This window comes from Burkholderia sp. Bp9140 (genome assembly GCF_003853425.1).
Taxonomy (GTDB): Bacteria; Pseudomonadota; Gammaproteobacteria; order Burkholderiales; family Burkholderiaceae; genus Burkholderia.
The window spans coordinates 38,569-63,870 of record NZ_QTPQ01000027.1; the positions used below are offsets into that span (position 1 = coordinate 38,569).

General features: G+C 68.4%; 22 protein-coding genes. 15 read left to right on the forward strand and 7 right to left on the reverse strand.

Annotated elements, in window-relative coordinates; translation table 11 throughout:
- Positions 1-56: 56 nt before the first annotated feature.
- Positions 57-710: a cysteine hydrolase family protein gene (locus DIE21_RS22290; protein ID WP_124499749.1), complete on the forward strand. Its 654-nt coding sequence runs from the start codon at positions 57-59 to the stop codon at positions 708-710.
- Positions 711-824: 114 nt separating this feature from the next.
- On the opposite strand, the gene DIE21_RS22295 is transcribed toward DIE21_RS22290, so the two are convergent.
- Positions 825-1,466 carry a TetR family transcriptional regulator gene (locus DIE21_RS22295; RefSeq protein WP_124499750.1) on the reverse strand — a complete coding sequence of 214 codons (642 nt, stop codon included), beginning with the start codon at positions 1,464-1,466 and terminating at the stop codon, positions 825-827.
- Between the two features lie 398 nt (positions 1,467-1,864).
- On the opposite strand from DIE21_RS22295, the gene DIE21_RS22300 reads away from it, so the two are divergent.
- The 3 genes from DIE21_RS22300 to DIE21_RS22310 are packed head-to-tail and all read left to right on the forward strand — an operon-like array spanning position 1,865 to position 7,857.
- On the forward strand, positions 1,865-3,118 hold the full coding sequence (locus DIE21_RS22300; RefSeq protein WP_124499751.1) for an efflux RND transporter periplasmic adaptor subunit: 1,254 nt from the start codon (positions 1,865-1,867) through the stop codon (positions 3,116-3,118).
- Positions 3,119-3,133: 15 nt separating this feature from the next.
- Positions 3,134-6,334, forward strand: a complete 3,201-nt coding sequence (bpeB, locus tag DIE21_RS22305) for an efflux RND transporter permease BpeB (RefSeq protein ID WP_124499752.1) — start codon at positions 3,134-3,136, stop codon at positions 6,332-6,334.
- On the forward strand, positions 6,334-7,857 hold the full coding sequence (locus DIE21_RS22310) for an efflux transporter outer membrane subunit (protein ID WP_124499753.1): 1,524 nt from the start codon (positions 6,334-6,336) through the stop codon (positions 7,855-7,857). The genes bpeB and DIE21_RS22310 overlap by 1 nt, the downstream gene beginning before the upstream one ends.
- Positions 7,858-8,100: 243 nt before the next feature.
- On the opposite strand, the gene DIE21_RS22315 is transcribed toward DIE21_RS22310, so the two are convergent.
- Positions 8,101-9,477 (reverse strand): nucleobase:cation symporter-2 family protein, encoded by a 1,377-nt coding sequence (locus DIE21_RS22315; RefSeq protein ID WP_185642820.1) that lies wholly within the window; start codon positions 9,475-9,477, stop codon positions 8,101-8,103.
- Positions 9,478-9,925: 448 nt separating this feature from the next.
- On the opposite strand from DIE21_RS22315, the gene DIE21_RS22320 reads away from it, so the two are divergent.
- Genes DIE21_RS22320 through fghA form a run of 3 tightly spaced genes read left to right on the forward strand, consistent with a single transcriptional unit; the run spans position 9,926 to position 12,458 of the window.
- Complete coding sequence (locus DIE21_RS22320; protein WP_124499755.1) at positions 9,926-11,362, forward strand: xylulokinase; 1,437 nt, start codon at positions 9,926-9,928, stop codon at positions 11,360-11,362.
- Positions 11,363-11,372: 10 nt separating this feature from the next.
- Positions 11,373-11,594, forward strand: coding sequence for a hypothetical protein (locus DIE21_RS37320; RefSeq protein ID WP_185642821.1), 222 nt, complete (start codon positions 11,373-11,375; stop codon positions 11,592-11,594).
- 15 nt (positions 11,595-11,609) lie between these two features.
- Positions 11,610-12,458 carry an S-formylglutathione hydrolase gene (gene fghA / locus DIE21_RS22330; protein WP_124499757.1) on the forward strand — a complete coding sequence of 283 codons (849 nt, stop codon included), beginning with the start codon at positions 11,610-11,612 and terminating at the stop codon, positions 12,456-12,458.
- 119 nt (positions 12,459-12,577) lie between these two features.
- Here fghA and DIE21_RS22335 read toward each other — a convergent pair whose 3' ends face one another.
- Genes DIE21_RS22335 through DIE21_RS22350 form a run of 4 tightly spaced genes read right to left on the reverse strand, consistent with a single transcriptional unit; the run spans position 12,578 to position 15,681 of the window.
- Complete coding sequence (locus DIE21_RS22335) at positions 12,578-13,360, reverse strand: metal ABC transporter permease (RefSeq protein ID WP_124499822.1); 783 nt, start codon at positions 13,358-13,360, stop codon at positions 12,578-12,580.
- Positions 13,353-14,243, reverse strand: a complete 891-nt coding sequence (locus DIE21_RS22340; RefSeq protein WP_124499758.1) for an ABC transporter ATP-binding protein — start codon at positions 14,241-14,243, stop codon at positions 13,353-13,355. The genes DIE21_RS22335 and DIE21_RS22340 overlap by 8 nt, the downstream gene beginning before the upstream one ends.
- A gap of 13 nt (positions 14,244-14,256) precedes the next feature.
- A complete protein-coding gene (locus tag DIE21_RS22345) occupies positions 14,257-15,171 on the reverse strand; it encodes a metal ABC transporter solute-binding protein, Zn/Mn family (RefSeq protein WP_124499759.1) in 915 nt (304 codons plus the stop codon).
- A 48-nt stretch (positions 15,172-15,219) separates the two neighbouring features.
- Positions 15,220-15,681: a Fur family transcriptional regulator gene (locus DIE21_RS22350; protein WP_124499760.1), complete on the reverse strand. Its 462-nt coding sequence runs from the start codon at positions 15,679-15,681 to the stop codon at positions 15,220-15,222.
- Between the two features lie 328 nt (positions 15,682-16,009).
- On the opposite strand from DIE21_RS22350, the gene DIE21_RS22355 reads away from it, so the two are divergent.
- From DIE21_RS22355 to DIE21_RS22390, 8 genes are all read left to right on the forward strand, one after another.
- Entirely contained in the window at positions 16,010-16,786 is a 777-nt protein-coding gene (locus DIE21_RS22355) for an L-iditol 2-dehydrogenase (RefSeq protein WP_124499761.1), read from the forward strand.
- Positions 16,787-16,861: 75 nt separating this feature from the next.
- On the forward strand, positions 16,862-17,818 hold the full coding sequence (locus tag DIE21_RS22360; protein ID WP_124499762.1) for a sugar kinase: 957 nt from the start codon (positions 16,862-16,864) through the stop codon (positions 17,816-17,818).
- Complete coding sequence (locus DIE21_RS22365; protein ID WP_124499763.1) at positions 17,806-19,158, forward strand: D-tagatose-bisphosphate aldolase, class II, non-catalytic subunit; 1,353 nt, start codon at positions 17,806-17,808, stop codon at positions 19,156-19,158. Before DIE21_RS22360 ends, DIE21_RS22365 begins: the two co-directional genes overlap by 13 nt.
- A 96-nt stretch (positions 19,159-19,254) precedes the next feature.
- On the forward strand, positions 19,255-20,580 hold the full coding sequence (locus DIE21_RS22370; RefSeq protein ID WP_124499764.1) for a sugar ABC transporter substrate-binding protein: 1,326 nt from the start codon (positions 19,255-19,257) through the stop codon (positions 20,578-20,580).
- Between the two features lie 98 nt (positions 20,581-20,678).
- Entirely contained in the window at positions 20,679-21,626 is a 948-nt protein-coding gene (locus DIE21_RS22375) for a carbohydrate ABC transporter permease (protein ID WP_124499765.1), read from the forward strand.
- Positions 21,623-22,474: a carbohydrate ABC transporter permease gene (locus DIE21_RS22380; protein WP_124499766.1), complete on the forward strand. Its 852-nt coding sequence runs from the start codon at positions 21,623-21,625 to the stop codon at positions 22,472-22,474. The genes DIE21_RS22375 and DIE21_RS22380 overlap by 4 nt, the downstream gene beginning before the upstream one ends.
- Positions 22,471-23,169 (forward strand): HAD family phosphatase, encoded by a 699-nt coding sequence (locus DIE21_RS22385; protein WP_124499767.1) that lies wholly within the window; start codon positions 22,471-22,473, stop codon positions 23,167-23,169. The genes DIE21_RS22380 and DIE21_RS22385 overlap by 4 nt, the downstream gene beginning before the upstream one ends.
- Positions 23,170-23,228: 59 nt before the next feature.
- Positions 23,229-24,338, forward strand: coding sequence for an ABC transporter ATP-binding protein (locus DIE21_RS22390; protein ID WP_124499768.1), 1,110 nt, complete (start codon positions 23,229-23,231; stop codon positions 24,336-24,338).
- A 13-nt stretch (positions 24,339-24,351) separates the two neighbouring features.
- Here the strand turns inward: DIE21_RS22390 and DIE21_RS22395 are convergent, their stop codons facing one another.
- Entirely contained in the window at positions 24,352-25,236 is an 885-nt protein-coding gene (locus DIE21_RS22395) for a LysR family transcriptional regulator (RefSeq protein ID WP_124499769.1), read from the reverse strand.
- Positions 25,237-25,302 lie beyond the last annotated feature (66 nt).

Below are 25,302 nucleotides of genomic sequence, written 5' to 3' on the forward strand. Positions count from 1 at the left end.
CGCTGCTGGCCGCTCCGTTCCGGAGCGAGGCGGCGCGGCCGAACCCGGAGCCTGCCATGTCGAACGCCGTATCGCCTTCCGCGTCACGCCGTGCCCTGATCGTGATCGATGTCCAGAACGAATACGTGACGGGCAACCTGCCGATCGAGTATCCGCCCGTCGACGTCTCGCTTGCGAACATCGGCCGGGCGATCGACGCCGCGCATGCGGCCGGCGTGCCGGTGATCGTCGTCCAGCACGTCGCGCCGGCGGGCGCGCCGATCTTCGCGCCCGGCACGGACGGCGTCGCGCTGCATCCGGTCGTGGCCGAGCGGCCGTATGCGCACCTGATCGTGAAGGCGCTGGCCAGCTCGTTTGCCGGTACCGATCTCGGCGCGTGGCTGGACGCGCACGGCATCGACACGCTCGCGGTCGCCGGCTACATGACGCACAACTGCAATGCGTCGACGGTCTATCACGCGGCGCACGCGGGGCTCGCCGTCGAGTACCTGGCGGACGCGACGGGCGCGTTGCCGTACGAGAACGAAGCAGGCGCGGCGAGCGCCGAAGAGATTCATCGCGCGTACACGGTCGTGTTCCAGTCGAATTTCGCGGCCGTGATGTCGACCGATGCATGGATCGCGGGACTGGGCGGCGCGGCGATGCCGACGCGCGATTCGGTGGCCGCGTCGAACCGGCGGGCCCGCGCGCAACGCGCGAAGGCGGCCTGAGCGAGGCGGGGAGAGCAGGGGGATCGGGCGGCGCCGCTGGCGCCCGCGCATGGCCGGTTCGACCGGCCGATGGCGATGGAACGGCGCGCCCCGCGCCGTCGGAGCGGCTGCCGGTCAGCCGCCCGTCTTCAGCAGCGCCGGGCTGTAGCGCATCATGTCGAAGCAGCCGTCGACGAGTTGTTCCGCATGCTGCTCGGCGTCGATTTCGTCGGGCAGCATCAGCATGTCGCGCACGAAACCGCTGACGAGCGTGTGCAGCATCAGCGTCGCGCGCCACGTGTCGAGCCGCTCGGGCAGCAGCTTGAGCCGCACGGCCACCGCGAGATCGGCGTCGATCGCGTGCAGCGCCTCGCTCATCCCCGCGCGGTTGCGCTGCAGCAGCGGCTCCATGTCCGCGACGTATTCGCACTTCATGAACAGGATGCTGAACACGCGCCGCAACTGCGAGTCGCGTTGCACGCCGAGCAGGCACCAGATCAGGATCTTGCGGATCTTGTCGAGCGGATTGCCGCCGGGCGCGTCGAGCGGCATCCGCTTGAGTTCGTCGATCGGCAGGAACACACGGTCGAACATCGCGTCGAACAGCTCGCTCTTGTTCGCGAAATGCCAGTAGATCGCGCCGCGCGTCACGCCGGCGTGCTGGGCGATGTCCGCGAGCGACGTGTGCGACACGCCCTTCTCGAAGAACACGTGTTCGGCGGCATCGAGAATGCGGTTGCGCGTCTCGAGCGCCTCCTCCTTGGTGCGTCTGACCATGTGCAGGCCTGAATGGATCGATCGTAGGTGAATATAGGGTCTGCAACTCTCGTCGCTGCCGCGCGGAGCCGCTATGCTTGCGACTGGTAATAATTCGTAAGACTTGACGGTCGGCGACGGGCAAGCGGGCTTTTTACATACATTCGTGAATGTATATACAATACCACCCTACGATCGAATGGCCAAAGTGGCAATCAGTTAATATCCCACTCTGCTGATTCCCGCCAAAGTACCAGTCCGCAGTTCGCGGCATCTCGTCGGCATGGAGGTCTCGTGCCGACTTGCTGTATCCAGCAGTCCAGTAATTCAGGTGTTCGATCTGCGCCGCGAGGCGCATCCGTGTGGCGTTCCGCTCGGGCGCCGCACTTATTCCATTGGTTACACACAGAGGTCGCTCCATGCGCGTCGAACGGGTTCCATACCGCTTGATCACTGTCGCGGCAGCCGCGGTTTTCCTGGCTGCCTGCGGAAAAAAAGAATCGGCACCGCCGCCGCAAACGCCGGAAGTCGGCGTCGTCACCGTCGAGCCGCAATCCGTGCCGATCTTCACCGAACTGCCGGGCCGCACCAGCGCGTTCCTCGTCGCGCAGGTCCGCGCACGGGTGGACGGCATCGTGCTGCGCCGTGAATTCACCGAAGGCGGCGACGTCAAGGCCGGCCAGCGCCTCTACAAGATCGACCCGGCGCCGTACGTCGCTGCGCTGAACAGCGCGAAGGCGACGCTCGCGAAGGCGCAGGCGAACCTCGTCACGCAGAACGCCCTGGTCGCGCGCTACAAGGTGCTGGTGGCCGCGAACGCGGTCAGCAAGCAGGAGTACGACAACGCGGTCGCCACGCAAGGGCAGGCCGCGGCGGACGTCGCGGCCGGCAAGGCAGCGGTCGATACCGCACAGATCAACCTCGGCTATACGGACGTCGTGTCGCCGATCACCGGCCGCGTCGGCATTTCGCAAGTGACGCCGGGCGCCTACGTGCAGGCGAGCCAGGCGACGCTGATGTCGACGGTGCAGCAGCTCGATCCGGTCTACGTCGACCTGACGCAGTCGAGCCTCGACGGGCTGAAGCTGCGCCAGGACGTGCAGAGCGGCCGCCTGAAGACGAGCGGCCAGGGCGCGGCGAAGGTGTCGCTGATCCTGGAAGACGGCAAGACCTACTCGGAGGCCGGCAAGCTGCAGTTCTCGGACGTGACGGTCGACCAGACGACGGGCTCGGTGACGATCCGCGCGGTGTTCCCGAACCCGGGCCGCGTGCTGCTGCCGGGGATGTTCGTGCGCGCACGGATCGAGGAAGGCGTGAACGAGAACGCGTTCCTGGTGCCGCAGATCGGCGTCACGCACGACCAGAAGGGCCAGGCGATCGCGATGGTCGTGAACGCGGGCAACAAGGTCGAGCCGCGTCCGCTGAAGACGACCGGCATGCAGGGGCAGAACTGGGTCGTCGAAGGCGGTCTGCAAGCGGGCGACCGCGTGATCGTGCAGGGCGTCGACAAGGTTCGTCCGGGCGCGACCGTGAAGTCGGTCGCGGCGCAGCTGCCGGCCGCCAATGCGGCATCGGGTGCAGCCGCATCCGCCGCGCCGGCCGCCGCCGCCTCGGGTGCCGCCGCATCGGGCGCAGCGCCGGCGAGCGCCGCCGCTGCTTCGAGCGCGCAATAACAGGGAGCCTGTTTCATGGCAAAGTTTTTTATCGATCGCCCGATCTTCGCGTGGGTGATCGCCATCATCCTGATGCTGGCCGGGGTCGCGGCGATCTTCACGCTGCCGATCGCGCAGTATCCGACGATCGCGCCGCCATCGATCCAGATCACCGCGAACTACCCGGGCGCTTCCGCGAAGACGGTGGAAGACACGGTGACGCAGGTGATCGAGCAGCAGATGAGCGGTCTCGACAACTTCCTGTACATGTCGTCGACGAGTGACGACTCGGGTAACGCGACGATCACGCTGACGTTCGCGCCGGGCACCAACGCCGACATCGCACAGGTCCAGGTCCAGAACAAGCTGTCGCTCGCGACGCCGGTTCTGCCGCAGGTCGTGCAGCAGCTCGGCCTGTCGGTGACGAAGTCGAGCAGCAGCTTCCTGCTGGTGCTCGCCTTCAACTCCGAAGACGGCAGCATGAACAAGTACGACCTCGCGAACTTCGTGGCGTCGCACGTGAAGGACCCGATCAGCCGGCTGAACGGCGTCGGTACCGTCACGCTGTTCGGCTCGCAGTACGCGATGCGGATCTGGCTCGACCCGACCCGCCTGACCAACTACGGCCTCACGCCGGTCGACGTGACGAGCGCGATCACCGCGCAGAACGTGCAGATCGCGGGCGGCCAGATCGGCGGCACGCCGGCCAAGCCGGGCACCGTGCTGCAGGCGACGATCACCGAATCGACGCTGCTGCAGACGCCCGAGCAGTTCGGCAACATCCTGCTGAAGGTCAACCAGGACGGCTCGCAGGTTCGCCTGAAGGACGTCGCGCAGATCGGCCTCGGCGGCGAAAACTACAACTTCGACACGAAGTACAACGGTCAGCCGACCGCGGCGCTCGGTATCCAGCTCGCGACCAACGCGAACGCGCTCGCGACCGCGAAGGCCGTGCGCGCGAAGATCGACGAGCTCGCACCGTTCTTCCCGCATGGCCTCGTCGTGAAGTATCCGTACGACACGACGCCGTTCGTGAAGCTGTCGATCGAGGAAGTGGTCAAGACGCTGCTCGAAGGCATCGTGCTCGTGTTCCTCGTGATGTATCTGTTCCTGCAGAACCTGCGGGCCACGATCATCCCGACGATCGCGGTGCCGGTGGTGCTGCTCGGCACGTTCGCGATCATGTCGCTGGTGGGCTTCTCGATCAACACGCTGTCGATGTTCGGCCTCGTGCTCGCGATCGGCCTGCTGGTGGACGATGCGATCGTGGTGGTGGAGAACGTCGAGCGCGTGATGGCGGAAGAGGGGCTGTCACCGAAGGAGGCGACCCGCAAGGCGATGGGCCAGATCACCGGCGCACTCGTCGGCGTGGCGCTCGTGCTGTCGGCGGTGTTCGTGCCGGTCGCGTTCTCCGGCGGTTCGGTCGGCGCGATCTATCGTCAGTTCTCGCTGACGATCGTGTCGGCGATGGTGCTGTCGGTGCTGGTCGCGTTGATTCTGACGCCGGCACTGTGCGCGACGATCCTCAAGCCGATCCCGCAAGGGCATCACGAGGAGAAGAAGGGCTTCTTCGGCTGGTTCAACCGCACGTTCAACAACAGCCGCGACAAGTACCACGTCGGCGTGCACCACGTGATCAAGCGCTCGGGCCGCTGGCTCATCATCTATCTGGTCGTGATCGTCGCGGTTGGCCTGCTGTTCGTGCGCCTGCCGAAGTCGTTCCTGCCCGATGAAGACCAGGGCCTGATGTTCGTGATCGTGCAGACGCCGTCGGGGTCGACGCAGGAAACGACCGCGAAGACGCTCGCGAACATTTCCGACTACCTGCTGAAGGACGAGAAGGAAATCGTCGAATCGGCGTTCACGGTCAACGGCTTCAGCTTCGCCGGCCGCGGCCAGAACTCGGGTCTCGTGTTCGTGCGCCTGAAGGACTACTCGCAGCGTCAGCACGCGAACCAGAAGGTCCAGGCGCTGATCGGCCGGATGTTCGGCCGCTACGCGGGCTACAAGGACGCGATCGTGATCCCGTTCAACCCGCCGTCGATTCCGGAACTCGGCACCGCCGCCGGCTTCGACTTCGAGCTGACGGACAACGCCGGTCTCGGCCACGATGCGCTGATGGCCGCTCGCAACCAGCTGCTCGGGATGGCCTCGAAGGATCCGACGCTGCAGGGCGTGCGTCCGAACGGGCTGAACGATACGCCGCAGTACAAGGTCGACATCGATCGCGAGAAGGCGAACGCGCTCGGCGTGACGGCGGATGCGATCGACCAGACGTTCTCGATCGCGTGGGCGTCGAAGTACGTGAACAACTTCCTCGACACCGACGGCCGGATCAAGAAGGTCTACGTGCAGTCGGACGCGCCGTTCCGGATGACGCCGGAGGACATGAACATCTGGTACGTGCGCAACGGTTCGGGCGGGATGGTGCCGTTCAGCGCGTTCGCGACCGGTCACTGGACGTACGGTTCGCCGAAGCTCGAGCGCTACAACGGCGTGTCGGCGATGGAAATCCAGGGTCAGGCCGCACCGGGCAAGTCGACCGGCCAGGCGATGACCGCGATGGAAGGGCTTGCGAAGAAGCTGCCGGTCGGTATCGGCTATTCGTGGACCGGCCTGTCGTTCCAGGAAATCCAGTCCGGCTCGCAGGCGCCGATCCTGTACGCGATCTCGATCCTCGTCGTGTTCCTGTGTCTCGCGGCCCTGTATGAAAGCTGGTCGATCCCGTTCTCGGTGATCATGGTGGTGCCGCTCGGCGTCGTGGGCGCACTGCTCGCGGCGACGATGCGCGGCCTCGAGAACGACGTGTTCTTCCAGGTCGGCCTGCTGACCACGGTGGGCTTGTCCGCGAAGAACGCGATCCTGATCGTCGAGTTCGCGCGCGAACTGCAGCAGACGGAGAAGATGGGGCCGATCGAGGCCGCGCTGGAAGCGGCGCGCCTGCGGCTGCGTCCGATCCTGATGACGTCGCTCGCGTTCATTCTCGGCGTGATGCCGCTCGCGATCAGCAACGGCGCGGGTTCGGCCAGCCAGCACGCGATCGGTACCGGCGTGATCGGCGGGATGATCACGGCGACGTTCCTCGCGATCTTCATGATCCCGATGTTCTTCGTGAAGATCCGCGCGATCTTCAGCGGCGAGAAGGAAGACGTCGACCAGGCGCTGCGTCTTGCGCAGGATCACATGCACGAGGCGGAGAAGGGCGGCCACGGCGACGACGAGAAGAAGGGACAGTGATGATGCAAAAACACGCTTTGACTGCAATCGCGGTCGCGCTCCTTGCCACGGGTTGCACGATGGCGCCGCATTACACGCGGCCCGACGCGCCCGTCGCACCGGCGTACCCGGCCGACGGCGTCTATGCGACGCAGCCGGGTGCTGCCGGCGCGCGCAGCGCGAACGGCCAGGCGGCGACCGCCATCGGCTGGCGCGAATTCTTCGTCGATCCGCGCCTGCAGCGGCTGATCGAGATCGCGCTGAAGAACAACCGCGACCTGCGGGTCGCGGTGCTGAACATCGAGGCGGCGCGCGCGCAGTACCAGATCACGCGCGCCGGCCTGTTCCCGACGCTCGACGGCACGGGCACGGGCAATATCCAGCGCGTGCCGCGGGGCCTGTCGACGACGGGCGCGCCGTATATCTCGCGCGCCTACAACGTCGGCCTGTCGGCGTCGTGGGAGCTCGACCTGTTCGGCCGCGTGCAGAGCCTGAAGGACCAGGCGCTCGCGCAATACCTGTCGACGTCGTATGCACGGCAGGCCACCGAGATCTCGCTCGTGTCGCAGGTCGCGGATCAGTACCTGACGCTGCTGTCGACCGACGACCTGCTGAAGGTCACGGAAAACACGCTGAAGACCGCGCAGGCGTCGTACGACCTGACGAAGCTGCAGTTCGACAACGGCACGGGCTCCGAGCTCGAACTGCGTCAGGCGCAGACGGTGGTCGAGCAGGCGCTGTCGAACCAGCAGGCACAGGCACGTGCGCGTGCGCAGGCGTTGAACGCACTGGTGCTGCTGATCGGCGAGCCGCTGCCGGACGATCTGCCGGCGGGCATGCCGCTCGACGCGCAGAACCTGCTGACGGACGTGCCGGCCGGCCTGCCGTCCGACCTGCTGACGCGTCGTCCGGACGTGATGCAGGCCGAGCAGACGCTCCTGGCCGCGAACGCGAACATCGGTGCGGCACGCGCGGCGTTCTTCCCGCGCATCTCGCTGACGGGCGCGTTCGGCACCGGCAGCCCGACGCTCGGCGGCCTGTTCAAGGCCGGCACGGCGGCGTGGTCGTTCGCGCCGCAGATCACGATGCCGATCTTCGAAGGCGGGCAGAACATCGCGAACCTGAACCTCGCGAACGTGCAGAAGCGCATCGAGATCGCCAACTACGAGAAGGCGATCCAGTCGGCGTTCCGCGAAGTGTCCGACGGCCTGGCCGCACGCGGCACGTACGACCAGCAGATCGCCGCGCTCGAGCGCAACGAGCACGCACAGCAGCGTCGTTTCGATCTGTCGGACCTGCGCTACAAGAACGGCGTCGACAGCTACCTGTCGGTGCTGACCGCGCAAACTGATCTGTACACCGCGCAGCAGTCGCTGATCAACGCGCGTCTGGCCCGCTGGACGAACCTCGTCGATCTGTATCGTGCGCTGGGTGGCGGCTGGATCCAGCAGGCCGGCGAGACGCCGCGCGCGCCGGACCAGACGGTCGACTACGACAAGGCGGCCGCACCGGCGCCTGCGTCGGCAGCGGCGACGAACGGGTAAGCACGACGGCGGGCAGGGGCGGGCGACCGCTCCGGTTCGCTGAAGTCGCGGTCCCCGGAATGCGACGACGCCACGGACGAAAGTCCGTGGCGTTTCTTTTGTGCGGCCGGTTTGCAGCGAGTGCGGACGGTCAGCGCCGACATCGCCGCCTGCATCGTGCGCCCGCCCATGCAAAGCAAAACGCCACGGCAAGCCGTGGCGTTTTTTCTTTGCCGCATCGCGCCATGGATCGGCGCAGACCGATCAATGATGCACGTCGGCCGGGCGTCCGTCGAAGTCATGCCCTGCGCGGCGGATGTCGCAACGCGCGTCCTTCTCGCCCTTCACGCCGTTGAACACGATGTTCAGGATCACGGCGGTGGCCGACGCGAGCAGGATGCCGCTGTGCAGGATCGGAGCGAGCGCGGGCGGCAGCTTCGAGAAGAAGTGCGGCGACACGACCGGCACGAGGCCCATGCCGACGCTCACGGCGACGATGAACAGGTTGTGCGCGTTGTTCACGAAGTCGACCTTCGACAGCACCTTGATGCCGTTGGCCGCCACCATCCCGAACATCACGATGCCCGCGCCGCCGAGCACGAACGGCGGCACCGACGCGACGACCTGCGCCATCTTCGGGAACAGGCCGAGCATCACCAGGATCACGCCGCCCGTTGCGCAGACGAACCGGCTCTTCACGCCCGTCACGCCGATCAGGCCGACGTTCTGCGAGAACGACGTATGCGGGAACGAGTTGAAGATGCCACCGATCAGCGTGCCGAGGCCGTCGACGCGCAGGCCGCGCACGAGGCGTTCCTGGTTGACCGGACGATCGACCATGTCGCCGACCGCGAGGAACATGCCGGTCGATTCGATGAACGTGACGAACATCACCGTGACCATCGTCGCGATCGACAGCGGGTCGAAGTGCGGCAGGCCGAAGTGGAACGGCATCACGAAGCCGACCCACGGTGCGTGTGCGACGCCGTCGGTATTCACGCGGCCGATCGCAAACGCGATCACGAAGCCGGCGACGATGCCGAGCAGCACCGAGATGTTCGCGAGGAAACCGCGGCCGTACTTGTTGATCAGCAGGATCAGCGTGAGCACGAGCAGCGACAGGCCGAGGTAGACGGGGCTGCCGTATTCGGGGTTGCCGACGCCGCCGGCTGCCCAGTTGATCCCGACTTCCATCAGCGACAGCCCGATCACCGCGATCACGGTGCCGACCACGACCGGCGGGAAGAACCGCAACAGCTTGCCGATCATCGGCGCGAGCACGATGCCGATGATGCCGGCCGCGATGGTCGAGCCGAAGATATCGAGCATGCCGAGGCCGGGGTTGGTGCCGATCGCGATCATCGGGCCGACGGCCGCGAACGTGCAGCCCATGATGACGGGCAGGCGGATCCCGAAGATCCACAGGCCGAGCGTCTGGATCAGCGTGGCGATGCCGCACGAAAACAGATCGGCGCTGATCAGGAACGCGATCTGGTCTTTCGGCAGCTTCAGCGCGCCGCCGACGATAAGCGGCACGGCGACCGCGCCGGCGTACATGACGAGGACGTGCTGGAGACCAAGCGTTACAAGCTTGCCGGTCGGCAGCACCTCATCGCACGGATGGACCGTGTTCGATTGCATCTGTCTCACTCCATGATCTTGTTTTCGGGGTGATACGAAGTTATGCGGAATGAATCCACGCAACAAGAGCGCTGGGTTCTATTCCGTTCTTTGCTGGTTCGATATGCCATTTCGGCATGGAGCAGGGTGTCGATCATCGGGAAACTGCCGCTGGAGTGAGGTTCCCCGGTTTTATAGCCCTCCAAAATAGCGCGGGGCCCCGTGTCAAATATCGGTCGCTTTATGGTGTGTATCGCGACCGCGGCATAGTGGCAAAAACGACCGGCGAAAAATCGTACCGGGTTTACCCGCGAGCGGCTGTTTTGGCGGGCAAGGTGCAGCCCGGCGAAACCGGTCGTGCACGGCCGTGTTTTCGCGTCGCCGCGCTGCCAAAAGCGCCGCGCAAATCGGGGCGCGTGTCGCGATCCCGCTATCATCGATATCCGTTCACTCGATACACCATCCCGTCATGCGCCTGCTCGGAATCGACCTCGGTACCGGCTCCGTCAAACTCGTCACGCTCGACGCCGATGGCATCGAGCGCGCGGTGGCGAGCGAACCTTATGCGCTGTCGTCGCCGCAGCCCGGCTGGGCCGAAATCGCGCCCGACGCGTGGTGGCAGGCGCTCGTGCGCGCCGCCGCGCGGCTGCCGGCCGGCGAGCGCGAACAGGTCGCCGCGATCGGCTTCTCCGGCCAGATGCATGGCGTCGTGCTGATCGATGCGGCCGGGCAGCCGGTACGCCCCGCGCTGTTGTGGCCCGATACGCGCGCGGTGCGCGAAGCGGACGCGGCCGATTGGCCCGGCGCGCCGAATCCCGTCGCGCCCGGCATGGCGGGCCCGCTGTTGCGCTGGCTGGCCGCCCACGAACCGCGGGCACTGCCGGCCGCACGCTGGGCCGTGCAGCCGAAGGACTGGCTGCGCATCGCGCTGGGCGGCGAGGTCGCGGCCGATCCGAGCGACGCGTGCGCGACCGCGCTCGCGACGCCGGACGGCGCATGGGATACGGCGCGGATCGACTCGCTGGGTCTGCCGGCCGACCGGTTCGCACCGGTGCGGGCGTCGGGCGCGCATTGCGGCGTGCTCGCTGCGAAGGCCGCGGCGGCACTGGGGCTGCCGGCCGGCGTGCCGCTGGCGACGGGGGCGGCCGATACCGCGTGTGCGGCGCTCGGCAGCGGACTCGTCGCGGCCGGCGACGCGCTGCTGACCACCGGCAGCGGCGGCCAGATCGTCGTGCTCGCGGATGCGTTGCCGCCCGCCCGGCGCGGACTGCATCGCTATCGCACGGCGGCCGGCGGCGGCTATTACACGATGGCCGCGATGCAGAACGTCGGGCTCGCGCTCGAAGCCGTGCGCGGCTGGCTCGGCTACCCGGGCTGGCCCGATGCGTACGACGACGCGTTCGCGCAGCCGGCGTCGGAGCGGCTCTGCTTCCTGCCGTACCTGACGGGCGAGCGTTCGCCGTGGATGAATCCGGATGCGCGCGGCGGCTGGCTCGGTCTCGGGCTCGGCGACCCGCGCGGCGCGATGATGCGCGCCGCATTCGAAGGCGTCGCGTTTGCGTTGCGCGCGGGGCTCGATGCGATCCGCGATGCGAACCGGGCCGATCCGGTGACGACGCTGCGCCTTGCCGGCGGCGGCTCGGTCGATCCGCGCTGGCGCCAGTTGCTCGCGGATGCGCTCGGCGCGTCGCTCGACGCGGTCGATTGCCCGAACGCCGCGACCCGCGGCGCCGCGCTGCTCGCGGGCGTCGCGCTCGGGCACTGGCGCGACGACGCGCTGCGCACGCTGGCGCCGGCTGCATCGCCGGTCGCCGCGCCGCGCGACGATCGCGCGCTGGCCGCACGCCATGCGCGTTTCATCGATCTGTATGCGCGAACGGATGCGTGGTTCGCGAGCGGCGTTTAAACTCGGACACTTGTCCTGTCGCGACAGCGGTGACGTCTCGCGGCAAGCCGGCGACTGTTTCCCGCACGCGATGGTCGGCGGGATCGGGGATCATGCCGGGCGCGATACGGTTTCGCCGTGTCGCGCGGCACGGCTTGACCTGATCACGCACGCGCTGCCGCTCGAGATGCTCGACGACGGCGTCGAACCGATGAAGACGGGCGAATCGATTCGCCCGATCGTGCTGTATTGAACGGAAGGGAACCCCATGCTCGAACTCGTTTCTTCGCATGCTTGCCACGGTGGCGAGCAACGCTTCTATCGCCACGATTCGAAGGCGATCGGCCTGCCGATGAAGTTCTCGGTGTACCTGCCGCCGCAGGCGGCGCACGGTCGCGTGCCGGCGCTGTTCTATCTCGCGGGGCTCACGTGCACCGAGGAGACGTTCGCGATCAAAGGCGGCGCGCAGCAGTATGCGGCGCAGCACGGCGTCGCACTCGTGATGCCCGATACGAGCCCGCGCGGCGCGGGCGTGGCGGGCGAGGCCGATGCGTGGGATTTCGGCGTCGGCGCGGGCTTCTATGTCGACGCGACGCAAGCGCCGTGGTCGACGCATTACCGGATGGAGTCGTACGTGACGGGCGAACTGCGTGATCTCGTCACGGCCGAACTGCCGATCGACGGTGCGCGGCTCGGGATCTTCGGCCACTCGATGGGCGGGCACGGCGCGCTGACGCTCGCGCTGCGTCATCCCGACCTGTACCGGTCGGTGTCGGCGTTCGCGCCGATCGCCGCGCCGACGCGCTGCCCGTGGGGCGAGAAGGCGTTCTCGGGCTACCTGGGCGACGCTCGCGAAGCGTGGAAGCAGCACGACGCGAGCGAACTCGTCGCGCGCGCGGATGCGCCGAAGTTCGCGGACGGCATCCTCGTCGACCAGGGCCTTGCCGACCCGTTCCTCGCGAACCAGCTGAACCCGGACGTGTTCGAAGCCGCGTGCGCGCAGGCCGGCCAGCCGCTGACGCTGCGCCGGCATGAAGGTTACGACCACGGTTACTACTTCATCTCGACGTTCATCGCCGATCACATCGCGCATCATGCGCGAGTGCTGGCACGGTGACCGGCGCACGAAGCCTGTAATCCGCGCCGCGCGCCGCAGGTCGCGCGCGCATGAAGCATGAAAAACGCCGGCTGCCTTTCATCGGGCATGCCGGCGTTTTCATTGTCGTCGCTCGACGATCAGTGGCGCCGCAGCAGGCTCGCCCCATACACGAGCGCGGACAGCGCGGTGATCCAGAAGCTCGTCGGCCAGTCGGTGTGATACGCGAGCGCGATCCCGACCCATGCCTCGAACAGCGCGAACAGCGCGGCGAGCAGCACGCCGGTCGACAGCCGCGTCGACACGTTCTGTGCGGCCGCGGCCGGCCCGACCAGCAGCGTGAACACCAGCAGCACGCCGACGATCTGCGTCGCCGCGGCCACCGCGAGCGCGCACACGGCGAGGAACAGCATCGACACCGTGCGCAGCGACACGCCCTTGGCTTCGGCCAGTTCGGGCTGCAGCGACGCGAACAGCAGCGGCCGCGCGATCAGCGCGAGCGCGACGAGGCTCACCACGCCGATGCCGGCCAGCACCGCGAGCGTGTCGTGGCTGACCGCGAGCACGTTGCCGAACAGCAGCGCGGTGACCTGCGTCGCGAACGACGTGTAGAAGTGCAGGAACAGCAGGCCGAAGCCGAGCGCGCCCGACAGGATCACGCCGATCGCGACGTCGCGGCCCGCGAGCCGTTCGCCGAGCGCGCCCATCCCGATTCCGGCCGCGAGCGTGAAGCCGACCATCCCCCAGATCGGCGAGATGCCGAGCAGCACCGCGCCGGTCGCGCCGGTGAACCCGACGTGCGACAGCGCGTGGCCGGCGAAGGTTTGTCCGCGCAGCACCAGGAAGTAGCCGACGATGCCCGCGAGCACCGCGACGATCCCCGACGCGGCGAACGCGTTGATCATGAAGTCGTATTCAAACATCGTGCGAATGCCCCGGATGAGCGTGTCCGTGGTGGTGATGGCCATGGCCGCCGCCACCGCCGTGCGAGTGGCCGTCGTCGTCCTCGTGTTCGTGATCGTGCTTCTCGATTTCGACGTCGCCCGACATCACGAAGATCTTGCCGTTCACGCGCATCACGTCGATCGGCGAACCGTAGAGCCGCGACAGCACCGGCCTGGTGATCACCTCGTCGACGGTGCCGAGCGCCGCGACGCCGTTGCCGAGATACAGCACGCGGTCGAGCGCGTTCAGGAGCGGATTCAGCTCGTGCGCGGAGAACAGCACGGTGATGCCGAGCTCGCGCTGCACGTTGCGCACGAGTTCGACGACGCCGCGCTGGTGGTTCGGATCGAGGCTGATCAGCGGCTCGTCGAGCAGCAGCAGCTTCGGGCTGCCGAGCAGGCACTGCGCGAGCAGCAGGCGCTGCCGCTCGCCGCCCGACAGTTCCGACAGCGGCCGGCGAGCCAGCGTCGGGCCGCCGACGAGGTCGAGCACGCGGTCGACGTCGCGCCGCGTCGCGGCGTTCGTGTGCGGCAGCCCCCAGCGATGGCCGTCGGCGGCCATCGCGACGAAGTCGTAGCCGCGCATCCGGCGATTCGCGAGGCCGCTCCTGATCTGCGGCATGTAGCCGATCGACGCGTTGCCGCGCACGACCGGCACGTCGCCGACCGACAGCGTGCCGCCCGTGACGGGCACGAGGCCGAGCACCGCGCGCATCAGCGTCGTCTTGCCCGCCCCGTTCGGCCCGAGCACGCCGACGAATTCGCCGGGTTCGATCGAAAAGCTGACGTCGCGCAGGATCGTGCGGCCGCCCAGTTCGAGCGTGACGTGATCGAGTGCGAGTGCGTGGGGAGTGGCGGTCATTTCGTTGCGTGGGTCATTTCTTGCTGGCGGAAAGTGCGGCCGCGAGCGCGTCGAGCTGGCCGGCCATCCATTGCTGGAAGGTCTTGCCGGCCGGCTGCGTCTCGGTGACGCTCACGCTCGGCACGCCGCCGTCGCGCGCGACCTTCAGCAGGCGCTTGGTCATCGGCGCTTCGGCCTGGCTGTTGTAGATCAGCACGCGCACCTGTTGCTTGCGCAGGTCGTTCTCGAACGCGGCGACGTCCTGTGCGCTGGCTTCGGTGTCGTTCATCGTCGCGAGCTGGAAGCGCTGGTTGCGCATGTCGAGGCCGATCGCGTCGGACATGTAGCCGAACACCGGCTCGGTGGCCGTCACCGGCACGCCCTTGTACCGCGCGCGCAGCGCGGCGATCTTGTCGTCGACGGGCTTGAGCGACGCGACGAACTTCCGCAGGTTCGCGTCGTAGTCGGCCTTGTTCGCCGGATCGGCGCGGCCGAGCTCGGCCGCGAGCGCGCGCGCGGCGGCCGGCATGGTCGCCGGGTCGTACCACAGGTGCGGGTTGTCGCCGGCCTTCCTGCCGACGAGATCCGCGACGACGATCGTCGCGCGCTTCGCCTGCTTCGACGCGCCGAGCAGCTTGCCCATCCACGGATCGTAGTCCGCGCCGTTGTAGATCACGACCTGCGCATGCTGCAGCGCGCGCGCGGTCTTCGGGCTCGCTTCGAACAGGTGCGGATCCTGGTCGGGACTGCTGAGGATGCTGGTGACCGCGACATGGCGGCCGCCGATCTGCGATGCGACGTCACCATAGAAATTCTCCGCGGCGACGACGTTGACGGTCGCGGCCTGCGCGAACGCGGGCGCCGCGATCGACAGCACGGCGGCCGCGGCGGCCAGCAGGCGGGCAAGCGGCAGGGCGCGCCGCGGCGCGCGTTTCAGGGCAATGGACATGAAACTCCTCGTTGGAAAGGGCAGCGCCGTGCGTGGCGCGATGCGGCGTCAGCGTTGCGCGGGCTTGCCCTTGCAGTGCCCGCACAGGCCGTTCAGCTCGACGACCTGGTGGTGGACTTCGAACCCGTGCGCAGGCTCGCTCGCGGACAACTGTTTCGCGAGGTCGCTGCCCGGAATCTCGACGGTCTCGCCGCACGCATCGCAGATCAGGAACTGGCCTTCGTGCGGCACGCCGATCTCGCAGCACGCGAAGAACGCGTTCTTCGATTCGATCCGGTGGATGAAGCCGTGCTCGACGAGGAAATCCAGCGCGCGATAGACGGTCGTGGGCGGCACGCGGCCGCGCTGCGGCTCGAGCTCGGCGAGCAGGTCGTACGCGCCGATCGGGCGCAGCGCGGCCAGCACGTGTTCGTAGACCTGGCGGCGCAGCGGCGTCCACGCGAGCCCGTGCTCGGCGGCGAATGCGTCGGCCCGGGACAGCCGGGCGTCGATGGGCGATGAGGTGGCCATGGCGTGGAGCAGGCGATAAAACGAAGTATGGCGATGATATAACGTATCTCCCCGCCGTGCAGCCCGAATTCCGCCCCGCGCACGCGCTCCGTCCCCTTCATCGCCGTGTCAGCCGCGCCGCACCCGGCGCGCGGCGCCTTATCGGCATTGGCGTGCGGGTCCGTAACCGATGCCGCCGTGCCGCAGCGCATCATCGAAAGCCGCCGTGTCGCCTTGACAGCGCGAATCGCGTATCCGATCATTCGATCAACAACAGAGCAATTGATCGGCCGGCGAGCGTTCGCTCACCTCGCGGCCTTCGTGCAGCAGAACGAACCGGAGACAACCCGTGAGACTGGAAGACAAGGTCGCGATCCTGACGGGCGCGGCAAGCGGCATCGGCGAAGCGGTCGCGCAACGCTATCTGGACGAGGGCGCGCGCTGCGTGCTGGTCGACGTGAAGCCGGCGGGCGGTTCGCTCGCGCGGCTGATCGAGGCGCATCCCGGCCGTGCGGTGGCCGTCACCGCGGACGTCACGCGCCGTGACGACATCGCGCGCGTCGTCGCGACGGCCGTCGAGCGCTTCGGCGGCATCGACATCCTGTTCAACAACGCGGCGCTGTTCGACATGCGCCCGATCCTCGACGAATCCTGGGACGTGTTCGACCGGCTGTTCGCGGTCAACGTGAAAGGGCTGTTCTTCCTGATGCAGGCGGTTGCGCAGCGGATGGTCGAGCAGGGCCGCGGCGGCAAGATCGTCAACATGTCGTCGCAGGCGGGGCGTCGCGGCGAGGCGCTCGTTTCGCACTACTGCGCGACCAAGGCCGCGGTGATCAGCTACACGCAGTCGGCCGCGCTCGCGCTCGCGCCGCACCGCATCAACGTGAACGGCATCGCGCCGGGCGTGGTCGACACGCCGATGTGGGAGCAGGTCGATGCGCTGTTCGCGCGCTACGAGAACCGGCCGCTCGGCGAGAAGAAGCGGCTCGTCGGCGAAGCCGTGCCGCTCGGCCGGATGGGCGTGCCGGGCGACCTGACGGGCGCCGCGCTGTTCCTCGCGTCGGCCGACGCCGACTACATCACCGCCCAGACGCTGAACGTCGACGGCGGCAACTGGATGAGCTGATATGGCGCCGCTCGCACGCGCAACCTGCCGGCCGGCCCGCGACGCAGCGGCCGCCGTCGAACGAGGGCTCGCCTGATGGCCGAGATCGTCGTCGCCGGCGAACTGCTGGCCGAATTCGTCGCCGCCGGGCGCGGCCAGGGTTTCGACACGCCGGGCCTGTTCGCGGGACCGTTCCCGAGCGGTGCGCCGGCGATCTTCGCCGACCAGGCCGCGCGGCTCGGCGCGCGCGTCGCGTATGCGGGCTGCGTCGGCCGCGATGCGTTCGGCGACGCGATCGTCGCGCGGCTCGAGCGCGACGGCGTCGACGTCGCGCGCATCCGCCGTGTCGCACGTCCGACCGGCACCGCGTTCGTCGCGTATCGCGACGACGGCTCGCGCAGCTTCGTGTTCAGCCTGTCCACCAGCGCGGCCGCGTGCGTCGACGCATCCGACGTCGACACCGCGATGTTCGACGGCTGCCGTTACTTCCACGTGATGGGCTCGTCGCTGACGAGCGACTCGGCGATCGCGGCGGTGCAGCGCGGCGTGATCGAGGCGGCGCGCGTCGGCGCGAAGGTGTCGTTCGACCCGAACGTGCGGCCCGAGATGCTGAGCTTCCGGCCGATGCGCGCGGCGCTCGATGCGATGCTCGCCGCGTGTCACCTGTTCCTGCCGAGCGAGGCCGACCTGCCGTTTTTCTGCGGGCCGCAGCCCGCCGAGCGTGCGATCGCGGGGCTGCTCGCGACGCATCCGCTGCTCGAGCGCGTCGTGCTCAAGCGCGGTGCGGCCGGCAGCGTCGCGTTCGACCGTGCGAGCCGCGTCGACGCGCCGGCCTGGCCGGTCGACGAACTCGATCCGACCGGCGCCGGCGACTGCTTCGGCGGCACGCTGGTCGCGAGCCTCGTCGCCGGCCTGCCGATCGATCTCGCGCTGCGCCGCGCGAACGCGGCCGGCGCGATCGCGGTCACGCGGCGCGGCCCGATGGAGGGCAACAGCAGCGCGGCCGAGATCGACCGCTTCCTGACCGAACGAGGTGTCGCATGTCCGGCCTGACGACGATTGCCGAGCGTCCGCGCGCCGCGCACGCGCAAACCGTGCTGCGGATGATCTTCGATGCGAACCGCGCGGATGCGCAGCGCGGCATCTATTCGATCTGCAGCGCGCACCGGCTGGTGCTGGAGGCCGCGTGCGAAGCCGCGCGCGCGGACGGCTCGCCGCTCCTGATCGAGGCGACCTGCAACCAGGTGAACCACCTCGGCGGCTACACGGGCATGACGCCCGCCGATTTCCGGCGCGACGTCGATGCGATCGCGCAGCGCTGCGGGCTCGCGCCGTCGGCGCTGGTGCTGGGCGGCGACCACCTGGGCCCGAACCCGTGGCGGCACCGCCGCGCGGCCGACGCGATGCGCGAAGCGGCTGCGATGGTCGCCGCGTATGTCGAGGCCGGCTTCGAGAAGATCCACCTCGATGCGAGCATGGCGTGCGCCGACGATCCGGCGCGGCTCGACGATCGCACGATCGCCGCGCGCGCGGCCGAGCTGTGCCGCGCGGCCGAAGACGCGGCGGCGCGCACCGGCGTCGCGCCGGTCTACGTGATCGGCACCGAGGTGCCGACGCCGGGCGGCGAAGTGGCGGGCGACACGGGCGGCGACGCGATCGCGCGGATCGCGGTCACGCGCGGCGACAGCATCGCCGCGACGCTCGACGCGCACCGCGACGCTTTCTCCGCGGCCGGGCTCGACGACGCATGGACGCGCGTGGTCGCGATCGTCGCGCAGCCGGGCGTCGACTTCGACGACCGCCACGTGCTCGACTACGACAGCGCGAAGGCCGCGTCGCTCGGCGCGAGCATTCTGCGCACGCCGCGCCTCGTGTTCGAAGCGCATTCGACCGACTACCAGACCGAAGGCGCGCTTGCCGCGCTCGTGCGCGACCACTTCGCGGTGCTGAAGGTCGGCCCCGCGCTGACCTTCGCGCTGCGCGAGGCGCTGTTCGCGCTCACCTTCATCGAGGACGCGCTGATCGACGACGTCGCGCAGCGCTCGCGCTTGCGCGACGTGGTCGACGCCGCGATGCGCGCGCAGCCCGAGCACTGGGCGCCGTACTACCGCGGCGACGAAACCGAGCAGCGGCTCGCGCGCCAGTTCAGCTACAGCGACCGGATCCGCTACTACTGGCTGCAGCCGGCCGTCGCGGCGGCGGTCGAGCAGCTGTTCGACAACCTCGCGCGGCAGCCGGTGCCCGAGACGCTCGTCGCGCAGTGGCTGCCGGACGTGTACGCGGCGTGCCGCGCGGGCGGTCTCGCGAAGGAACCGCGCGCGTGGGTGCGCCACCGGATACGCGACGTGATCGCGCACTATGCGCGCGCGTGCGGGATGCAGCGGCCGGCGTGACGGGCCGCAACGGAAACGACGCAACACGACACACGCACTACGCAACACGCAACACGCAACACCGACGACAGTTCGAACAATCACAGGAGACATGCCATGCAACGAAAGATGCTCGATGCCGCCGTACGCTGCTTCGCCGGAGCCGCGCTCGCGACGGCCGCGTGCGCGGCGTCCGCCGGCACGCTGACGATCGCGACGCTGAACAACCCGGACATGATCGAGTTGAAGAAGCTGTCGCCGGCGTTCGAGAAGGCGAACCCCGACATCAAGCTGAACTGGGTGATCCTCGAGGAGAACGTGCTGCGCCAGCGCGCGACCACCGACATCACGACCGGCAGCGGCCAGTTCGACGTGATGGCGATCGGCACCTACGAGACGCCGCAGTGGGGCAAGCGCGGCTGGCTCGCGCCGATGACGGGGCTGCCCGCCGACTACGACCTGAACGACATCGTGAAGACCGCGCGCGACAGCCTGTCGTACAACGGCCAGCTCTTTGCGCTGCCGTTCTACGTCGAGAGCTCGATGACGTTCTACCGCAAGGACCTGTTCGCGGCGAAGGGGCTCAAGATGCCCGACCAGCCGACCTACGACCAGATCGCCGAGTTCGCGGACAAGCTCACCGACAAGGCGAAGGGCACCTACGGGATCTGCCTGCGCGGCAAGGCCGGCTGGGGCGAGAACATGGCGTACGTGTCGACGGTCGTGAACACGTTCGGCGGGCGCTGGTTCGACGAGAACTGGAACGCGCAGCTGACGTCGCCGGAATGGAAGAAGGCGATCAATTTCTACGTGAACCTGCTGAAGAAGAACGGGCCGCCGGGAGCGAGCTCCAACGGCTTCAACGAGAACCTGACCCTGACCGCATCGGGCAAGTGCGCGATGTGGATCGATGCGACGGTCGCGGCCGGGATGCTCTATAACAAACAGCAGTCGCAGGTCGCCGACCGGATCGGGTTCGCGGCCGCGCCGGTCGCCGCCACGCCGAAGGGCTCGCACTGGCTGTGGGCGTGGGCGCTGGCCGTGCCGAAGACGTCGAAGCAGCAGGACGCCGCGCGCAAGTTCATCGCGTGGGCGACGTCGAAGCAGTACATCGAGATGGCCGGCAAGGACGAGGGCTGGGCGTCGGTGCCGCCGGGCACGCGCACGTCGACCTACCAGCGTGCCGAGTACAAGGCCGCCGCGCCGTTCTCGGAGTTCGTGCTGAAGGCGATCGAGACGGCCGACCCGAACGATCCGTCGCTGAAGAAGGTGCCGTACACGGGCGTGCAGTACGTCGGGATTCCCGAATTCCAGTCGTTCGGCACGGTGGTCGGCCAGTCGATCGCGGGCGCGGTGGCCGGCCAGATGACGGTCGACCAGGCGCTCGCCGCCGGGCAGGCCGCCGCCGACCGCGCGGTCCGGCAGGCCGGCTACAGGAAGTAACGCGGCCCGCACCGTGCGCGCGCGCACGGTGCGCGTCGCCGAAGCAGACAGGCGGGCCGCCCGTGCGCGCCCGCGCCTCAACCGGAGGGACTCCGATCATGCGTCATTTGCGTCTTCCCCTGAGCCACGCGTCGTCGGTCGGCGATGCGTCGTCGCCGCCGGGCGCGCCGCGCCGCGCGCGCGGCGGCGCCAGCTGGCTCGTGTCGCCGTCCGTGGCGGTGCTGCTGCTGTGGATGTCGATTCCGCTCGCGATGACGATCTGGTATTCGTTCTCGCGCTACAACCTGCTGAACCCGGACGTGAAGGGCTTCGCCGGATTCGACAACTACCGCTTCCTCGCGACCGATCCGTCGTTCCTGCCCGCGATCTGGCACACGCTCGTGCTGATCGGCGCGGTGCTCGCGATCACGGTGGTCGGCGGCGTGCTGATGGCCGTGCTGTTCGACCGCAAGTTCTACGGGCAGGGCGTCGCGCGCCTGCTCGCGATCGCGCCGTTCTTCGTGATGCCGACGGTGGCCGCGCTGATCTGGAAGAACATGATCCTGCACCCGGTGTACGGGCTCGTCGCGAACGCGATGCGCGCGCTCGGGATGACACCGGTCGACTGGTTCGCCGATTACCCGCTCACCGCCGTGATCATGATCGTCGCGTGGCAGTGGCTGCCGTTCGCGTTCCTGATCCTGTTCACCGCGATCCAGTCGCTCGACCAGGAACAGAAGGAAGCCGCGCGCATCGACGGCGCCGGCCCGATCGCGATGTTCTTCTACATCACGCTGCCGCACCTGAAGCGCGCGATCGCCGTGGTCGTGATGATGGAGACGATCTTCCTGCTGTCGATCTTCGCGGAGATCTACACGACCACCGGCGGCGGCCCGGGCGATGCCACGACCAACCTGTCGTACCTGATCTACGCGCTCGGCCTGCAGCAGTTCGACGTCGGCCTCGCGTCCGCGGGCGGGATCATCGCCGTCGTGGTCGCGAACGTCGTGTCGTTCTTCCTGGTGCGGATGCTCGCGCGCAACCTGAAGGGGGAATACGAAAAATGAGCGACCTGACCTTCGAAGGCCGGCGCACGCCGGCCGTGTTCGACCTCGTGCGGCGCGCGCTGCCCGGCGCGCTCGCGTGGCTGCTCGCGCTGCTGCTGTTCTTCCCGATCTTCTGGATGGCGATCACCGCGTTCAAGACGGAGCAGCAGGCGTATGCGTCGACGCTGTTCTTCATGCCGACGCTCGACAGCTTCCGCGAGGTGTTCGCGCGCAGCAACTACTTCGGGTTCGCGTGGAACTCGATGCTGATCTCGGCGGGCGTCACGGTGATCTCGCTGCTGTTCGCGGTGCCGGCCGCGTACGCGATGGCGTTCTTCCCGAACCACCGCACGCAGAAGGTGCTGCTGTGGATGCTGTCGACCAAGATGATGCCGTCGGTCGGCGTGCTGGTGCCGATCTACCTGCTGTGGAAGAACGCGGGGCTGCTCGATAGCGTATCGGGCCTCGTGATCGTCTACACGCTGATCAACCTGCCGATCGCGGTGTGGATGACCTTCACGTATTTCAACGAGATCCCGAAGGACATCCTCGAAGCGGGGCGCATCGACGGTGCGTCGACGTGGCAGGAGATCGTCTACCTGCTGATGCCGATGGCGCTGCCGGGGCTTGCGTCCACCGCGCTGCTGCTCGTGATCCTGTCGTGGAACGAGGCGTTCTGGAGCATCAACCTGTCGAGCTCGAACGCGGCGCCGCTGACCGTGTTCATCGCGTCGTACTCGAGCCCCGAAGGGCTGTTCTGGGCGAAGCTGTCCGCGGCGTCCCTGCTCGCGGTCGCGCCGATCCTGATCGTCGGCTGGCTGTCGCAGAAGCAGCTCGTGCGCGGGCTCACGTTCGGGGCGGTCAAATGAGCGCGGCCGGCCATGGGGTGAACGTGCTGATCTGCGATTGCGACGGCGTGCTGATCGACAGCGAGGCGGTTGCCGCCGACGTGATCGTGCGCGAGCTCGACGCGCGCTGGCCGGGCGTCGATGCGCGTCCGGCGGTGATGCCGCTGCTCGGGCTGCGCATCGAGCGCGTGCTGGCCGGCGCGAGCGAGGCCGTCGGCCGCACGCTGACGGACGACGACGTCGACGCGATCCGCCGCGCGGTCGAAGCGGCGGCCGTCAACGCGCCGATGGTCGACGGCATCGATGCGGCACTCGCGGCGATCAGCCTGACGACGGCATGCGCGAGCAACAGCTACCGCGCCTATGTCGCGGCGGCGCTCGCGCGCACCGGCCTCGCGCGCTTCTTCGGCGACCGGCTGTTCTGCGCGGACGCCGTCGCGCGGCCGAAGCCCGCGCCCGACGTGTATCTGGCGGCCGCGCACGCGCTCGGCGCGGTGCCCGCGCAATGCCTCGTCGTCGAGGACAGCGTGACCGGCATCACCGCGGCCGCGGCGGCCGGCATGACCGTGCTCGGCTTCGTCGGCGGCGGGCATGCGTCGGCCGCGCAGATCGACGCGCTGCGTGGGATCGGCGCGCGTCACGTATTCGACGACATGCACGAGCTGCCCGGCTACGTCGCGCGCTGGCAGGCGACGGGCGCCGTGCTGCCGAACTAGCAACAAACGATTGCGCGCCGCGTCGAACGCGGCGCATCACGAACGAACGGAGACAGATCATGGCAAGCGTGCTCCTGCGCAACATCGCGAAGCGCTACGACGACACCGAAGTGCTGCGCAACGTGAACCTCGACATCGCCGACGGCGAATTCGTCGTGTTCGTCGGGCCGAGCGGCTGCGGCAAATCCACGCTGATGCGGATGATCGCCGGGCTCGAGGACATCTCGAGCGGCGACCTGCTGATCGACGGCGCGAAGGTCAACGACGTGCCGAGCGCGAAGCGCGGCATCGCGATGGTGTTCCAGTCGTATGCGCTGTACCCGCACATGACGCTGTACGACAACATGGCGTTCGGCCTGAAGCTCGCGGGCGCGAAGAAGCCCGAGATCGACCAGGCGGTGAAGCAGGCCGCGAAGATCCTGCACATCGATCACCTGCTCGACCGCAAGCCGAAGCAGTTGTCGGGCGGCCAGCGGCAGCGCGTCGCGATCGGCCGCGCGATCACCCGCAAGCCGAAGGTGTTCCTGTTCGACGAGCCGTTGTCGAACCTCGACGCGGCGCTGCGCGTGAAGATGCGGCTGGAATTCGCGCGGCTGCACGACGAGCTGAAGACGACGATGATCTACGTGACGCACGACCAGGTCGAGGCGATGACGCTCGCCGACAAGATCGTCGTGCTGTCGGGCGGCGCGGTGCAGCAGGTCGGCACGCCGAACGCGCTGTATCACGCGCCGGCCAACCAGTTCGTCGCGGGCTTCATCGGCTCGCCGAAGATGAACTTCCTGAAGGGCACGGTCGAGTCGGCCGATGCGACCGGCGCGCTGGTGCGCTTCGACAGCGGCGAGACGCAGCGCGTCGCGGTCGATGCGGCGGGGCTGCAGCGCGGCGCGGCCGTGACCGTCGGCGTGCGGCCCGAGCATCTGCTGGTGGGGCAGGCGGCGACCGGCGTCGCCGCGCGGACGATGGCCGTCGAATCGCTTGGCGACGCCGCGTATCTGTATGCGGAGTCGGCCGTCGCGCCGGACGGGCTGATCGCGCGGATTCCGCCGCTCGACACGTACCGCACGGGCGAGGCGCTGCACGTGCATGCGCAGGCCGAGCACTGTCATCTGTTCGACGAGCACGGACAGGCGTTGCGGCGGCTGAGCGCGCATGCGAAGGCCGCGTGACGGCCGGAAGCGGTCAGAAGCGCAGGTGCGAGGCCATGAAGTCGACGAATGCGCGCAGCTTCGGCGTCGGATGGCGGCCTGACGGCCACAGCACGTAGATCGGCGTGCAACTCGCGACGTGTTCGTCGAGCACCGCGCACAGCGTGCCGTCGTCGAGCGCGTCGCGCACGAAGAACTCGGGCAGGCACGCGATGCCGAGCCCGCGCAGCGTGAAGCACAGGCGCGCTTCCGCGCTGTTGCTGACCATCGCGACGGGCACCTCGGGCGGCGTGCCCGAGCGCGGCGCGCGCAGCGGCCAGGTTTCGAGCTTGCCGCTGCTCGGGAAGCGATAGTGCAGGCAGCGGTGCAGCGCGAGATCGGCCGGCGTGCGCGGCGTTCCATGCCGTGCGAGGTAGTCGGGCGACGCGACGAGGTGCTGGCGGAAATGGCGGAGCAGCCGCGACGACAGTCGTGAATCCGATGGCTGGCCGGTGCGCAGCACCGCGTCGAAACCTTCCTCGACGACGTCGACGAGCCGGTCGCTGAAGTCGATGTCGAGTTCGATCTCCGGATAGGCGGCCATGAAATCGGCGAGCACCGGCAGCAGCAGCGTGCCGATCGTCGGCAGGCTCACGCGCAGGCGCCCGCGCGGCGCTTCGGCGCTGTGCGTCAGCTCCTGCTCGGCCGCGTCGATCTCGGCGATCACGCGCCGGCATCGCTCCAGGAAGCGCGTGCCTTCCGCCGTCAGCGTGATGCTGCGCGTGCTGCGGTGAAACAGCCGCACGTTCAGCCGGGCCTCGAGCCGCGCGATGCGTTTGCCGATCGCGGATGCCGACAGCCCGAGCGCGCGGCCGGCCGCGACGAAACTGCGCGTTTCCGCGACCTGGACGAACACGACGAAGCCGCCAAGATTTTCCATACAGGTTCCCGATTGCGGACATCGATGTCCGGAGTGTCCGGAACTCTAACCCGGTTTTTCTTCTTG